The sequence below is a fragment of the Streptomyces sp. NRRL F-2580 genome, assembly GCF_000720115.1.
GTDB lineage: Bacteria > Actinomycetota > Actinomycetes > Streptomycetales > Streptomycetaceae > Streptomyces.
In genome coordinates this window covers 76,657-91,370 of sequence record NZ_JOIR01000012.1, presented here as the reverse complement: position 1 = coordinate 91,370, position 14,714 = coordinate 76,657, and the positions used below count along the sequence as shown (strand labels likewise).

Genomic DNA, 14,714 nt, shown 5'->3' with positions numbered 1-14,714 from the left:
GCTGCTAGCGTGAGTCGGGACCAGATGTGCATTCGAACGAAACGCAGAGATTCGTTCACCGAGGGGGATTTCCGCAATGACCAGCGGTATTGATGAAGTGTCGACCGCCAAAGGCTTACCCGAAACGGGCTCGACGAAGCGGCCGCCCGGTCTGCGCCTGCCCGCGGTGGTCCAGACCCTGCTGTTCGCCCAGTACCGGCACCGGCTGTTCCCGGCCCTGCGCAGCATCCACGGGGACGTGTTCACCCTGCGGCTGACCACTCCCACCCGCCATCTGGTGATCCTCACCAAGCAGGAGGACATCAAGACCGTGTTCGGCGGTCCGGTGGAGGTCCTGCACGCGGGCGAGGGCAACGCGATCATGGGCCCGGCCCTCGGTGACCACTCGGTCCTCCTCACCGACGAGGCCGAGCACCGCAGGTCCCGCCGGCTGCTGATGCCCGCGTTCACCGGTGCGGCGCTGGCCGGCTACCAGGAGATGGTCGGCGAGCTGACCAGGGCGGAGGTGGACGGCTGGCCCGAGGAGACCGTCTTCAGCTCCCACGAGCGGATGCAGGCCCTGACCCTGGAGGTGATCCTCCAGGTGGTGTTCGGGGTCACCGATGAGGCCAGGCTGAAGCGGATGCGCCCGCTCGTGCGCGGCATCGCGGACATCGGGCCGGTCACCCTGCTCGGACTCCCCTACCCGCTCCTGCAGCGCTTCGGGCCGTGGCGCCGCCACATCGGCCTCCAGCGGGGCCTCGACAAGCTGCTGTACGCGGAGATCTCCGACCGGCGCCGCGCCGCCGACCTGCACAGCCGCACCGACGTGCTGTCGCGGCTGCTCCAGGCGGCGGAGAACGAGGAGGGCGGCGGGTTCAGCGACGCGGAGCTGCGCGACCAGCTGATCACGCTGCTCCTCGCCGGGCACGAGACCACGGCCACCGGGCTGGCCTGGGCGCTGCACGAACTGGTCCGCCAGCCGGAGCAGTTGAGGCGGGCGCAGCGCGCCGCGGACGAGGGCGACGACGCCTACCTCACCGCCGTCGCCAAGGAGGCGCTGCGGCTCAAGCCCGTGGTGTACGAGGTGGCCAGGCAGCTGACCCAGCCGCTCACGGTCGGCGGCTACCGGCTGCCCGCCGGCGCCACCGTGATGCCCGCCATCGGTCTGGTGCAGTCGGACCCGGCCTACCACCACCAGCCGGACGAGTTCCGCCCCGAGCGCTTCCTCGACGGCCAGCCGCCGGCCCACACGTGGATCCCGTTCGGCGGGGGCGCCCGCCGCTGCATAGGCGCTGGTTTCGCGCTGCTGGAGGCGACCGTGGCCCTGCGCGAGGTGCTCGTGCGGTACGAGATCCGGCCCGACCGGGCCGCCCCGGAGGAGCAGAAGGCGCACCACGTCACGCTGATCCCCTCGCGGGGTGCGCGGCTCGTGGTGCGCCGCCGCCGCTGATCCCGACGCGGCGGTGAGACGCGGATCGGGGCCGTCCCGTACGGGGCGGCCGCGATCGGCGTCTGTGGCCGGCGTCAGTGTCCGGCGGCGGTCAGCGGGCGAGTTCCGCCAGGACCGGCAGCTTCCCCGTCAGGTAGCGCTCCCGGGTCAGGGCGCGCTGGACCTTGCCGGAGGAGGTGCGCGGGATCGCGCCCTTGTCCAGGGCCACGACCTTGTCGGGGGCGTGCCCGAGGTGCTCGCGCAGCCGCTTCATCACCAGGGCCGCCAGCTCGGCGTGGTTGTCGAAGCCCTTGGCGGTCTCGAAGGCCACGATCATCCGCTCGGTGTCCGGCACCGCGAAGGCCGCGCAGACCGGCCGTACGCCCTCCACCTTCGCCGCGACGTGCTCGTAGTCCTCGGGGTACAGGTTGCGGCCCGAGACGATGATCATGTCCTTGACGCGGCCGCAGACCACCAGGCCCCCGTCCTCGGTCCGGTAGCCGAGGTCGCCGGTGCGCAGCCAGCCGTCGCGCAGCACGGCCGCGGTCGCCTCGGGGTCCTCCCAGTAGCCCTGCATCAGGGAGGGGCTGTTCACCCAGATCTCGCCGACCCGGCGCTCCTCCAGCGGCACGCCGTCCTCCTGCCTGATCTCGATCCGGACCCCGGGCACAGGGGGCCCGCAGACCGCCAGCGCGCGGGCATCGGGTGCGCCGGCGGGCACGGGGGTCGCGACGGAGCCCGCCTGCAGTCCCTCCCGGGACACGTGGTCCCAGACCAGCGGGCGGGTCGCCTCTCCCATGGCGACGGCCAGGGTGGCCTCGGCCAGCCCGTACATCGGGGTCATCGCCTGGGGCCGGAGCCCGTACGCGGCGCCCGCCTCCACGAACTGTTCGAGGGTGGCCGCCCGGATCGGCTCCGCGCCGTCCCCGCACACCTCCAGGTGGGACAGGTCGAGCTCCCGCGGACGCAGCCGCATGCCCTGGGCGGCGAGGCCGTAGGCGAAGTTCGGGGCGACCGTACTGGTGGCCCGGAACCGGGACAGGGCGTCCACCCAGGAGTCCGGCCGGGCCAGGAAGTCCTCCGGCGGCTGCAACACCATCTTGATCCGGTAGGCCATGCCGGAGAGCACGGAGATCAGGCCCATGTCGTGGTAGAGCGGCAGCCAGCTGACGTGCACGCTGCGGTCCCGTACCAGTTCGAGGCGTTCGCAGCACACCGCGGCGTTCGTGAGCATCTGCCGGTGGGTGAGCGCGACCGCCCGGGGCAGGCCGGTGGTGCCCGAGGTGAACTGCAGGTAGGCGAGGTCCTCGGGCCGGGTCCGGACCGGCCCGCTGATCTCCTCCCGCTCCGAGGCCAGTTCACCGCAGGTCAGCACCGGCCGGTCGCCGGTGATCCGGCCGGTGACGAAGTCGCCGAAGGCGTCGGCGACCACCACGCAGCGCGCGTCCACGTGGTCGAGCCGCCGGTTGATCTCGGCGACGAACTCCGGCAGGTCCGACAGCCGGTGTGGCAGCGGCAGGATGACGGGCACGGCGCCCGCCCGCCAGACGCCGAACAGGCTGAGCAGGAAACCGGGCGAGGTGGAGGACACGATCGCCACGCGGTCCCCCTCGGCCACGCCCGCCCGGACCAGCCCGCCGGCCACCCGCCGCGCCCCGGCGGCCAGCAGTGCGTACGGCATCGGGGTCTGGTCGAGCTGCCGGTTCACCACGGTGATCCCGCGCGGGGTGGTGGCGGCGAGTTCCAGCACCTCGGGCACGGTCACCGCGCCGAACAGGTCCTCGGGACGCGGGTGTTCCATGATCTTCTCTTCCCCGTTCATCCGGCGCTCCGCGCCAGCGTGTGCAGTTCTTCGATGAAGCGGTCGGCCAGGGCCCGGACCGTCGATTCCTCGTGCAGGTGGGAGCTGTACGTCCAGACCAGGCGCAGGGTGCCGTCCGACACCATCGCCATCAGGTCGAGCGTCCTCGTCCGGTGGCCGAGGTCGCTGCGGTGGTGGCCGAAGGAGTCCACCACCGGGCGGGCGTCACCGGTGAAGTACTCGCTGACGTCGCCCCAGTAGTTGAAGCCGATCTCGGGCACGGGGACCTCGGCCATGCGCGCCCGTACCGCGGGGTCGGGATGCAGGTGGCGCAACAGGCCGTATCCGACGCCCTGGTGGGGCATCTCCCGGATCTGCGCGCGCACGGAGGCGAGGTCACCGGGGCGCAGCACCAGCGGCGACAGCGTGGAGAAGCGGGCGACCGTACGGGAGATGTCCAGCGAACCGAAGGCTCGTTGGCGGCCGTGGCCCTCCACCTCGACGACGAGTTCCGGCTGTCCCGTCCAGGCGGTCACGGCCCGGGCCAGCGCGGTCAGCAGCACCTCGCGGATCTCGGCGCCCTGCGTGCGCGGGAGCCCGGTGACCACCGCGTCGAAGGTCTCGCCGGTCACCTCCGTGAAGTGGCGGACGGCGGAGGCCTGCGTATTGGGGCCGAGGCGGTGGTCGACGGGCAGCGGCCGCGGTGAGAGGTCGGCGAGCCTGCTCCAGTACGGGAGCTCGGCCGTGACCTCCTCGCTCGCCGCGTACGCGTGGAGCCGGGCCGCGGCCTGCGGCAGGGAGGCCGTCTTGGGCGGCAGGACCGGTTCGTCGCCCCGCTCGACGGCGAAGTAGGCGGTGCGCAGGTCCTCGTAGAACACCCGGGAGGAGTAGTAGTCCATGACCAGCCAGTGGGCGCTGACGAGGAGCCTGGGCCGGCGCGCCGGGCCGAGGTCGAACTGGGTGAGCTGGACGGTCATGCCGTCGGCCAGGTCGAGCTGGCCGTTGCGGAGTGCGGCGTGCCGGGCGATCTCCGCCTCGACGTCGGCGTCGGCGGTCCGGCCGAGGTCGACCTCCGTGACCCTGCATTCGGCCGGCGGCCGCACGCCGGGCAGTTCCGCGTAGGGTCCCTGTTCCTCGGTGCGGAACCGGGCGCGCAGCCCGTCGTGGTGGGCGAGCACGGTGGCGAGGGCCTCGCGCAGCGGACCGGGCTCCAGCCGCCGGTCCAGCTCGAAGACCGGCCACATGCCGTTCCAGTGGTCGGCCGCGGCGAAGTCCTGCTCGAAGAACCAGAGCTGGCTGGGCGAGAGCCCGGCCCGCCCGGTGATCTCGCCCTGGTCCGCGGCGGCCGTCGGCCGGTCGGTCGCGAGCCCCGCCTGCCCGGCGACGGTCGGGTGGGCGAAGAAGTCCGCGAGCGTGAGGTGGATCCCCTGCTCGGCGGCCTTGGCCACGGCGCGTACGCCGAGCAGCGAATCCCCGCCGAGGGCGTAGAAGTCGTCGTGGCGGCCGATGGTCTCCACGGGCAGTACGGAGGCCCAGGCGCGGGCCAGGGCCTCCTCGGCCGGGGTCGCGGGCGGCTCGGCTCCCGGTGCGACGGCCTCCGGCACGGGCAGCGCGCGCCGGTCGAGCTTCCCGTTGGCTCCCGTGGGGAACCGGTCCAGGGTCATGACGACGGCGGGGACCATGTACGAGGGGAGCTTGGCCCCGAGGTGGGTGCGCAGCTCGTCGTCGGCGAAGGCGGCCCCCCTCTCGGGCACGGCGTAGCCGATCAGCCGCTTGGCGTCCTGGGCCACGACGACCGCGGCCTTGACCCCGGGGTGGCTGCCGAGCACGGCCTCGATCTCGCCGAGCTCGATCCGGTGGCCGCCGATCTTGACCTGGAAGTCGTCCCTGCCGAGCAGTTCGAGGGTGCCGTCGGGCAGGTAGCGGCCGAGGTCGCCGGTCCGGTACAGGCGCTCGCCGGTGACCGGGTGGACGATGAACTGCGCCGCGGTGCGCTCGGGGTCGCCCCAGTAACCCCGGGCCACGCCCGCGCCGCCGATGTGCAGATCGCCGGTGACGTGGTCCGGCTTGTCGGTGAGATCGGCGTCGAGCACGTGGAAGGTCTGGTTGCGCAGGGGGGTGCCGTAGGGAACGCTGCGCCACTCGGGATCGATGCGGTCGATCGGGTGCCAGATCGACCAGATCGCCGCCTCGGTCGCGCCGCCGAGGCTGATCAGCTCGGGCCCGCCGGAGGCGACGGCCCGGACCCGGCCGGGCAGGGTCAGCGGGATCCAGTCACCGCTGAGCAGGGCCGTGCGCAGCGAGCGCGGGAATCCGCCGCCCTGCTGCTCGCAGTGCTCGACCAGCAGTTCGAGCAGCGGCGGGACGGTGTTCCACAGGGTCACCCGGTGCTCGTCCGCGAGCGCGGCCCAGCGGCCGGGGTCGCGCGTCTCGCCGGGCGCGGGCAGCACCAGTGCGCCGCCGGCTCCGAGCACGCCGAAGACGTCGTACACGGACAGGTCGAAGCTGAGCGAGGACAGTCCGAGGACCCGGTCCCCGCGGCCGACGGCGCAGCGGGTGTTGATGTCGTCGATCGTGTTCACCGCGGAGCGGTGGCTGATCATCACGCCCTTGGGGCGGCCGGTCGATCCCGAGGTGAAGATGACGTACGCGAGGTCGTCGGGGCCGGTGTCCGGGGCCTCGACCGGTCCGTCCGGCACGTCCGGCCACGGTTGCCGGTCCACGACCAGGCCCGTGATGCCCTGCGGCACGTACGCGCCGGGCTGGGCGAGGGCCACCGTCACCCCGCCGGCCTCGATCAGCTGGTCGATGCGCTCCTGCGGGAGGCCGGCGTCCACCGGCAGGTAGGCCGCGCCGGCGCGGAGCACTCCCAGTACGGCCGGGATCTGCTCCCATCCCTTGTGCATGAGGACGGCGACCAGGGTGTTCGGCGCCGCGCCGAGCTCGCGCAGCCGCCGGGCGATCTGGTCGGCGCGGCGGTCGAGTTCGCCGTAGGTGAGCGTGGCGCCGGCGGTGATCACGGCCGGCGCGTCGGGGTGCGCGGCGGCCTGCCGGCCGACGGCCGCGTGCAGGAGCTCGTCGGGCAGCGGGCCGGCGGTGTCGTTCACGGCCGCGCGCACGGCGAGCTGCCGGGACGGCAGGGTGACCGGCGCGGGCGCCTCCTGCTCCGCGATGCGCTCGACCAGGCCCAGGTAGGCGGCGAACATGTCGTCGAGCACGCCCTCGGGGAACATCTCCTCCACGGCGTCCCAGCTGATCAGCAGATCGCTGCCGCGGGCCACGACCTGGTTGTCGAGGTAGACCTGCGGGGTCTGGGAGATGGCGTACGCGGTCTCGAAGACCATGCCTTCGAGGGAGCCGAGGCTGTCCTGCTCGCGCAGCAGGCTGGTGAAGACGACGGGCATCCGCGCCTGCGTGCCGTCGCCGCGGCGCGCCAGCTCGCGCTGCACCTCGACACCGCTGAACCGGGCGTGGGCCAGGTCCTGCCGCAGCTGAGTCTGGAGCCGGCCGGCGGCCGTGGCCAGGTCCGGGGCGCCGCTCAGGTCGCACTCCAGCAGGATGGTGCTGGTGAAGTCGCCGATCACCCGGTCGATGTCGGCGTGCCGGTGCGGCCGGTCGGCGAGCGTCAGGTTGAGGGTGAAGCGGGAGGTGCGGCTCCAGGTCCGCAGGACCTGCGCGTAGGCGGCGCACAGCAGTACGGAGGGCGTGACGCCGAGGGTGTTCGCGCGGTCCCTGATCTGCCGCCACACCCGCCCGGGCAGCCGGCGCTCGCGGCGTACGAAGGCCGGGGCCCGGGTGTCGGCGAGGGTGCGGACGGGCAGTTCGGGGGCCTGCGGCAGCGAGTCGAGGCGGTCGGACCAGTACGCGCGGGCCGCCTCGTGGCCGGGCTGCGCACGGTGTGCGGCGACGCCGTCGAGGTAGTCGCGGAAGGTCACCGCGGGGGCCGGGCCGAGGGAGTCGGGGTCGAGGACGAGGCGGATCCACTCTGCCAGCAGGACCTGGATGCTGCCGGCGTCGGCGAAGAGCAGGTCGATGCTGATGTGGAGGCGGAGCCGGCCGGCGTCCAGCTGGTGGGTGCGTATGTCGTACAGCGGCCACGTGTGCGGGTCGAAGACCTGGGCGGCCATCTCCTCGCGGGTCTCGTCGAGACGACATCGGCCGTCGGCTTCCGGAAGCCCGCTCAGGTCGCCGTGGCGGAAGCGGTAGTACGGCACCTCGGGGGCCACCTGCTGGCGGCCGTCGGGGAGCAGCGCCGCCCGCAGCATGCCGTGGCGGCCGATCAGGGTGTTGAAGGCCTCCTCGACGCGTTCGCGGTCGGCGGCGAACAGGTCCACCTCGACGTAGAAGTGGGCGGAACGACCGCCGAGGTCGAATCCCCGGCTGCCCAGCCAGTACGCCTGCTGGACGTCGGTGAGGCCGAAGGGCTCGTGGTCGCGCTCGGGTGCCGGAACCAGCTGCGGGACGGACCCGCCGTCCGTACCATGGTTGAGCAGCGCCCCGGCGAGCGTTTCGATCGTGCAGTGGCCGAAGAACATCTCCAGCGGGAGGTCGACCGTACACGCGGTGTCGATGGCTGACTTGAACCGTACGGCGTCCAGCGAGTCGAGGAACAAGGGCTCCTGCGGATCGACCCAGCGGTCGTAGTCGCTGTTGACCTCGGCCAACAGATCTCGGATCTGGTTCAGGCCCTCGTCCTGGTCGGGAATGGGCACAGCGGATTTCTCGGACATCGGTCCCCCGTATCAACCAGCGGGTCATGCTGGTTCAGCGTGTTATTGCGATGTGGCCTGCGCGTCGGCGACCTTGCGCAGGTAGGAATAGATGCCGCCGTTGCGGGCGATCCAGGCGGTGAGCCGCGGCGAGAGGGCGCTGACCACGTCGGCGACCTTCTCCATGACGGGAGCCACGGTGATCTCCACCTTGTTCTCCCTGACACACTTCAGCACCGCGCGCGCGACCTCGTCGGGCCCGACCCGGCCGAGCAGCGGCGGCCGTCGGCCCGCCTGCCAGCCCGCGGAGATGCCCACGTCGGCGATCAGCGTGGGGTACACCGCCGACACCCCCACCCCGGTCCCCCGCAGTTCCTCGCGCAGGGACCAGGTGAAGCCGACGAGACCGTGCTTGGCCGAGGAGTTGATCGTGGCGTAGGGGTAGGCCGTACGCCCGCCCACGGAGCCGATGTTGACCACGTGCCCGCGCCCGGCGTCGAGCATGTGCGGCAGCACCAGCCTGGTCATCGCCTCGGCACCGAAGAGGTTCACCATGAGGACCCTCCTGATGCTCTCCACCGAGGCGTCCTGGAACCGGGTGATGTGCTCGATGCCGGCATTGTTGACCAGCAGTCCGGGCGGGCCCAGTTCACGGCGGACGGTTTCGACGACCCGCCGCTGAGCCTCCTCGTCGGAGACGTCGGCGGGCACCACGAGCGGCTTGGGTCCGAAACGGCCGGCCCTTTCCGCGGTCGCCCGCAGGCCTTCCTCCGAGCGGGCGACGAGCGCCAATTGGACACCGGCCTTCGCCAAATGCTCGGCGATGTGCGCGCCGACGCCCCGCGAGGCCCCCGTGAGGATTCCCACCACATTGTTCAATTCGCGCACGGACGTCGTCCTTTGCCGAGAGGGAGAGAGTTACCGGGACGGTTGCAGCGCGGAACGCCGGCCGGAGAGCACCTGGATCAGCACCGCCACGCAGCACAGCAGTGCTCCGGTGAGCGTCACCGCGCCGATGCCGACGTGGTCGAGCACCGCGCCGCCGAGGACACCGGACAGTCCGATGCCCAGGTACAGCGCCGACGCGTTGAGCGCGAGCAGCAGGCTGCCGGCGCCCGGTGACAGTTCGAGCAGCCGGCGCTGGACCGGCGGGTTGAACCCCCAGCTCGACACGCCCCACACGAACAGCAGCACGGCGGCGATCGCCGTGCTGTGCACCGCGGACAGCACCGACAGTGCGATCACGCTGCCGGAGACGGCCACCAGCAGCGGCATCCGGTAGCCGTACCGGTCGGCCGCGACCCCGCCGAGGACGTTGCCGATCGCACCGCCGATCCCGTAGCCGAACAGCAGCAGGCTCAGCCCGGTGCCGTGCGCGCCGACGGTCTCGGCCAGCACCGGGGCCGCGTACGTGTACACGGTGAACACCCCGAGGCTGGCGGCCAGGGTGATCCCCAGCACGGTGACCACCCTCGTGTCCGCGGCGACTTCGAGGCGCCGGCGCAGCGTCACCCGCGGGGGCGCCGCGACCTCGGGCACCGCCACCGCCACGGCCAGCGCGGAGGCCGCGCAGAAGGTGGCGACCAGCCAGAAGACCCCCTGGTACCCGAGCGGTCCGACGAGCAGCGTCCCCGCGGGCACGCCGACGATGGTGGCCGTCACCAGGCCGCCGAACACCCAGGCCGCCGCGCGCGCCCGGCGCTCGGGCCCGCTCAGCTCGGCGGCGACCGCGGTGGCCGCCGGGGTGAACACCGCGGCGCCCACGGCGGTGACGATCCGGGCGGCCATCAGGACGCCGAAGTCCGGTGCCACCGCGGCGAGCGCGTTGCCGGCCGCGGCCACCAGCAGGGCGGCGACGATCAGCGGGCGGCGGCGCCATCCGCCGAGGGCCACGGCCAGCAGCGGGGAGCCGATGGCGTAGGCCACCGCGAAGGACGTGGTCAGCAGTCCCGCCGTGGACACCGGGACCGACAGTTCCGCACTCAGCTGCGGCAGCACGCCGGTGACGACGTAGCCGCTCGTTCCCACTGCGAACGCCCCGAGCGCCAGCGTCAAGATCTTGCCCAACACGAAACGAACCCCCTGCCCCGGCTGGTCAGTGCCGAAAGTGATCATGGCACGGGTCCCGAAGGCCACGCGAACCGGAGTCCGAACCACACTCCCACAACGGAACTTGCAGGCCAACAGGGGTTTTGCGCCAAGATCACCTGCCCGGGCGCGGACGTGCGCGACCCGCCCACCACGGGATCCTCATCGCTGCGGGCGGATCACACGCTCGGCCGTGCGGCCGGATCACTCCCCGTCGACGGCCGGCGGATTCGCAGAGGTGACGCCCTGCTGGCGCGCCTTCTCGATGTCGGCGGCGGAGGGCTTGACCCGGGTGAACTCGTCGTGGCCCAGGAAGGTCGACTTCCACTGGTCGGCGGGGGTCGTGCCGTAGCTCAGCAGCCACTGGGTGACGATCCGCTCCTGGCCGCCGCCGACGTACTGGCCGCTCCAGGTGGCGACGGAGTGGGCGTTGCGGTAGGCGTTGCGGTAGGCGACGGTCCAGCCGACGGCGGTCCCGGTGCCGTCGGCGGGGGCGCTGTCGTAGCGGCCGGTCATGACGTAGCGCTTCTCGGCGTTGCCGACCGCGGACTCGTAGGTACCGGTGAACCCGCCGTTCTCGGCCCGGGTCACGACCATGGTCGAGCCGAGCTGGTTGTACCAGGTGCCCAGGATGCCGGGGCGGGAGTCCGTCGCGGACCCGGCTCCATCGGCTTCCGCGGACACGGTCCCCCGGGTGTCCGCCGAAGCGCTGGCGGACACGGTGACGAAGGTCAGGGACATGGCGCACACTGCGACCAGGACTTGGCGTAAACGCGTCACGAGATGATTCCCCCTGTGAGGGCCGAAGGGCCCGCCGGTCGCCCGTGGTGTGGAAGGTCACGGGCGCTTTCGGGGAAGAGCGTAGTGGCGTGACCGGCGGTACGCCGGGGTCGGTCCCGCGAATTGTCGGACTTCATGCGAAGACTCGGCGTGATGTGTTCGCCCGCCGGCCTCCCTGGGAATTCCGGAGGCCGGCATTCCGTCGGTCAGCTGTCGCGGACCGCGACGATTCCGTTGAAGACGCCGACGTACGCGGTGCCGTCGGGGCCGAGGGTGATCGGGGCCCAGTTGTTGTCGTAGAGCGGTCCGGTTCCGACCAGTTGCCGCCAGCGGCGTTCACCGGTGCGGAAGTCCACGGCCGTGAGGTACCAGCCGTCGATCCCCCAGAAGTTGGGCTCCTTCTCGTAGAAGTAGAGCAGCCCGTTCGCGGTGGAGAGCTTCGGGACCACGGAGGGGGCGCGGATCGCGCTCTCCCACACCGTGTCGCAGCCGCTGCCGTCGGCCCGGACGTCGATGCGGGTCACGCCGCCCACGACCGACTTGCCCAGCAGCAGGGTGGTGGGGTTCTCGTAGCCGTAGTTGTTCTCGACGACGATGCTGTTGCCCCAGGTGATCAGGGAGTTGTCGGTGGTCGAGGCACCGGAGCCGAAGACCGGCACCTCGCAGACCAGCCGCTGGCCGGCGGGGACGTCCGTGCCCCGCTTGTACACCAGGACGTTCATCCGGTCGTCGGCGTTGTCGGTGATGGCGACGTAGCCGTTGCCGAAGAGGTCCGGGGTGGTTCCCGAACCCTGGTTGACGGAACCGGGCTTGGCGGCGGTCCCGCGGTCGTACGTCTGGCGCCACTGCACCTCGGGGGTGCCGTCGGCGGCGGCGCGGAAGCTGTAGAGCGCGTGGTCGGAGACGATGGAGACGCCGTCCTGGGCGACCGAGAAGGAGTTCTGGATCTCCTCGCCCGGCAGCCGGACGGAGCGGATCACCGAGGTCGCCGGGTCCACGGTGCCGACCCGGCCCTGGCGGGTGACCCACCAGATGCGGCCGTTCCAGTCGGGCATGACGGAGGTCACCGGATCACAGGTGCCGCTGGGCCACAGGTTGGTCCAGGTCACGCAGTCGTGCGGAACCTGGCCGGTGAGGTCCCAGTCGTTGTCGACGGTGAACTTCCAGCTCCCGTCGGGGGTCTGGGAGTGGCCCAGGCGCAGGACGTGCTGGCGGGAGTCGGCCAGCACTGCGCGGTCCTGGTCGTCCAGGTAGAAGTAGGCGCCGCCCGAGGTGTCCTTGAAGATCTTCGCGAAGTCGAGCGAGGTGATCGCCTCGACCGTCGAAGAGCGCTGCGGGAGCTGGTGCTCCGCGAGCGTGGCGAGCGTACGGGGCTCCAGGAGCTTGACCTTGAAGCCCGAGAAGGTTCCGCACACGGTGACGAGCCGGCCGCCCGTGTCGAAGGTGGCGGTGGCGCATTCGCCGCCCAGTGCGGCGATCTTCTCGCTGGTCACCTGGGGGTTCTTGCCGAGCGGTCCCGACCAGGGCGAGGTGGCGCTGCCGGCCGCGTCGGAGTGCATGCCGCTGCGGCCGTTGGGCGCGAGGTGGGGGTGCTGCGGCGGCGCCTGGCCGGGCAGCGGTGCGGCGGCCGCGGGGCTGCCGTCGTAGTGGCTGATCAGGCGGTGGCCGGGGGCCTTGGGTATCTCCTCGGCCTGGGCCGGCGAGCTGCCGTACATCACCGTGAAGGCGGCGACGACCGGCACGACGGCGCAGTTCAGCGCTCTTCGGAACATCCGGACTTCCTCCCTGTCTCTTCGGTCTTGTTGACATTGCGTCTGACATCGCGCCGCGGCCAGACGCTAGATCGCAGTGCCCGAGGAGTCCATGGATGCGCCGGATGATTCACGAAGGCGCAACAGTCGATCAAGGTCGTCTCTTTCGGAGAGGGACGACCCGGGTCAGGGGTGAAGGCTGGAGACCACGTTCGCGGTGGCCGTCAGTCCGTCGTGGATGGTCGCGGCCATGCTGCTGCTCGCGAGGTAGAAGCCGAGCAGTGCGCAGACGAGCGCGTGCGAGAACTTGAGTCCGCCGCTGCGCAGGAAGATCCAGGCGAGGATGAGGAGCAGGACGACCACGGAGAGGGAAATCACCATCGAAACCTCCTTACTCGCCGTCATGGTGGCGCAGGAGGGGGTGGCTTCGGGCGAAACACGTGTCCGCCGTACGGGTGTTGACCGTCCGTGACGGGCGGTCAGTCCTTGACGATCTCGTTCCAGTGGGTCGTGCGGCCGCACCAGCGGCCGAGGAGCACCGGATCGTGACCGACGGCGAGGAGTCCGGCCCCGCTCTCGGCGCGGTACTCCTCGACGACCGCGACCAGGGCCGCGGCGGTGGAGGCGTCCAGCATCGCGGTCATCTCGTCGCAGACCAGCCAGCGCGGACGCAGCACCAGGGCCCTTGCCAGGCAGGCGCGTTGCAGCTGGCCGTCGCTGACCTCGTGGGGACGGCGGGCCAGCAGGTCCGCGCCGAGGCCGACCCGCTCCGCCAACGCGGGCACCGTCGCCGCCGCTTCCCCACGCCGTCCGGTCGCGCGCAGGGGTTCGGCGACGAGGTCGCGCAGCCTGAGGCGGGGGTCCGCGGAGAGCCGGGGCTGCTGGAACACCACGCCGACCGCGGTCCGCAGGGAGCGCGGCGCCCGGTGGGAGAAGCCGGTCACAGGGCGGCCGTCGAACGCCACGGTCCCGCGGTCGGGACGGTGCAGCAGGGCCGCGACCCGGGCCAGGGTGGACTTGCCACAGCCGCTCGGGCCGAGCAGGCCGAGGGCCTCGCCGGGCCGCAGGGTCAGGTGCGCGCCCCGGACCACGGGCGCGCGGCGGTCGTAGCCCGCGGTGATGTCCTTGAGCTCAAGCACGGTGGCAGGCCACCCCTTCGGTGAGCACGGGCCGCCGGGAGCGGCAGGTCTGGTCGGCGGCCGCGCACCGGGCGGCGAAGGCGCAGCCCGCCGGGAGCGCGCCCAGTTCGGGCGGAGCCCCGGGGACCGGGGTGAAGGCGCGTTCGGGGAGGGCGTCGAGGAGGCCCCGGGCGTACGGGTGACGGGGGCCGGAGCTGCCGAAGAAGGCTCCGGCCGGGGCGATTTCGACGATCCGCCCGGCGTACATGACCGCGACGGTGTCGGCGATCCGCTCGGCCGCCGCGAGGTCGTGCGTGATCCTCAGCAGCGCGCGGCCGGCCTCACGGGTGTGGGCGCGCAGCTCGTCGACGGTGCGCCGGACCAGGTCGCGGTCGAGGCCGGTGGTCGGCTCGTCGGCGAGGAGCAGCGGCGCGTCACCGACGAGGGCGAGGGCGGTGGCGGCCCGCTGGGCGAGCCCGCCGGAGAGTTCGTGCGGGTGGCGGTCGAGGTGGGTGGCGGGGAAGGCGGCCCGCTCGCCGGCCGCCTCCGCCGCCGCGCGCAGGGCGGCCCTGCCGAACCGCTTGCGACGGGCGGGCCGCTCCGACCCGCCGGGCCCGGGGGCGGGGCCGGGCGGGCCCGGCGGCCGGGGTCCGGCCGCCGTGGCCGAGGCGGCGCGGCCGGCGCCTGCGGCCAGTTCGCGAACGGTCTCCTCCAGATGGGCGCGGACGGTGCGGACCGGGGTGAGGTGCGCGGCCGGGCTCTGCGGGACCATGCCGATGCGCCGGCCCCGTACGGACCGGGCCAGGGTCCGCTCGTCGGCGGCGAGCACGTCCAGGCCGTCGGCGAGCCGGGCCGATCCGGCGGTCTCGGCATTGCCCGTGAGCAGACCGAGCAGGGCGGAGGCGAGCACGGACTTGCCGCAGCCGCTCTCGCCGACCAGGGCGAGGCACTCACCGGGCGCCAGGGAGAAGGTGGCGTCGGTGACGGCCTCGACGAACCGGCCCGCGGGCATGCGGAAGCGGACGGAGAGCTGCTCGACGCTGAGCACGGGAGACG

At 72.5% G+C, this 14,714-nt stretch carries 10 protein-coding genes; 1 reads left to right on the top strand and 9 read right to left on the bottom strand.

Annotated features, from left to right (window positions below):
- The first annotated feature begins 76 nt into the window (after positions 1 to 76).
- Positions 77 to 1,432, top strand: a complete 1,356-nt coding sequence (locus IF88_RS0115960; RefSeq protein WP_051836934.1) for a cytochrome P450 — start codon at positions 77 to 79, stop codon at positions 1,430 to 1,432.
- Positions 1,433 to 1,523: 91 nt separating this feature from the next.
- On the opposite strand, the gene IF88_RS0115955 is transcribed toward IF88_RS0115960, so the two are convergent.
- The 9 genes from IF88_RS0115955 to IF88_RS0115915 all read right to left on the bottom strand — a co-directional run bounded on the left by IF88_RS0115955 (position 1,524) and on the right by IF88_RS0115915 (position 14,670).
- The gene (locus tag IF88_RS0115955) at positions 1,524 to 3,233 is read right to left on the bottom strand and encodes an AMP-binding protein (RefSeq protein ID WP_051836932.1); all 1,710 of its coding nucleotides are present in this window, start codon (positions 3,231 to 3,233) and stop codon (positions 1,524 to 1,526) included.
- Positions 3,230 to 7,924 (bottom strand): non-ribosomal peptide synthetase, encoded by a 4,695-nt coding sequence (locus tag IF88_RS40360; RefSeq protein ID WP_158754389.1) that lies wholly within the window; start codon positions 7,922 to 7,924, stop codon positions 3,230 to 3,232. The genes IF88_RS0115955 and IF88_RS40360 overlap by 4 nt, the downstream gene beginning before the upstream one ends.
- Before the next feature lie 60 nt (positions 7,925 to 7,984).
- Complete coding sequence (locus tag IF88_RS0115945; RefSeq protein ID WP_078892917.1) at positions 7,985 to 8,809, bottom strand: SDR family NAD(P)-dependent oxidoreductase; 825 nt, start codon at positions 8,807 to 8,809, stop codon at positions 7,985 to 7,987.
- 30 nt (positions 8,810 to 8,839) lie between these two features.
- On the bottom strand, positions 8,840 to 9,991 hold the full coding sequence (locus IF88_RS0115940; protein ID WP_030711598.1) for an MFS transporter: 1,152 nt from the start codon (positions 9,989 to 9,991) through the stop codon (positions 8,840 to 8,842).
- Positions 9,992 to 10,213: 222 nt separating this feature from the next.
- A complete protein-coding gene (locus IF88_RS0115935) occupies positions 10,214 to 10,789 on the bottom strand; it encodes a streptavidin (protein ID WP_158754388.1) in 576 nt (191 codons plus the stop codon).
- A 206-nt stretch (positions 10,790 to 10,995) separates the two neighbouring features.
- Positions 10,996 to 12,561 (bottom strand): hypothetical protein, encoded by a 1,566-nt coding sequence (locus IF88_RS0115930; protein WP_030711595.1) that lies wholly within the window; start codon positions 12,559 to 12,561, stop codon positions 10,996 to 10,998.
- Between the two features lie 165 nt (positions 12,562 to 12,726).
- Positions 12,727 to 12,921 carry a hypothetical protein gene (locus IF88_RS0115925; protein ID WP_030711593.1) on the bottom strand — a complete coding sequence of 65 codons (195 nt, stop codon included), beginning with the start codon at positions 12,919 to 12,921 and terminating at the stop codon, positions 12,727 to 12,729.
- A gap of 98 nt (positions 12,922 to 13,019) precedes the next feature.
- Complete coding sequence (locus IF88_RS0115920; RefSeq protein WP_030711591.1) at positions 13,020 to 13,679, bottom strand: ABC transporter ATP-binding protein; 660 nt, start codon at positions 13,677 to 13,679, stop codon at positions 13,020 to 13,022.
- Positions 13,672 to 14,670, bottom strand: coding sequence for an ABC transporter ATP-binding protein (locus IF88_RS0115915; protein ID WP_051836968.1), 999 nt, complete (start codon positions 14,668 to 14,670; stop codon positions 13,672 to 13,674). The genes IF88_RS0115920 and IF88_RS0115915 overlap by 8 nt, the downstream gene beginning before the upstream one ends.
- Between the last annotated feature and the right edge of the window lie 44 nt (positions 14,671 to 14,714).

What these genes read in the sequence shown, in the direction of transcription:
- IF88_RS0115960 (WP_051836934.1), top strand. Translation starts at nt 77, where the DNA reads ATGACCAGCGGTATTGATGAAGTGTCGACCGCCAAAGGCTTACCCGAA.
- IF88_RS0115955 (WP_051836932.1), bottom strand. Translation starts at nt 3,233, where the DNA reads ATGAACGGGGAAGAGAAGATCATGGAACACCCGCGTCCCGAGGACCTG.
- IF88_RS0115930 (WP_030711595.1), bottom strand. Translation starts at nt 12,561, where the DNA reads ATGTTCCGAAGAGCGCTGAACTGCGCCGTCGTGCCGGTCGTCGCCGCC.
- IF88_RS0115925 (WP_030711593.1), bottom strand. Translation starts at nt 12,921, where the DNA reads ATGGTGATTTCCCTCTCCGTGGTCGTCCTGCTCCTCATCCTCGCCTGG.
- IF88_RS0115915 (WP_051836968.1), bottom strand. Translation starts at nt 14,670, where the DNA reads ATGCCCGCGGGCCGGTTCGTCGAGGCCGTCACCGACGCCACCTTCTCC.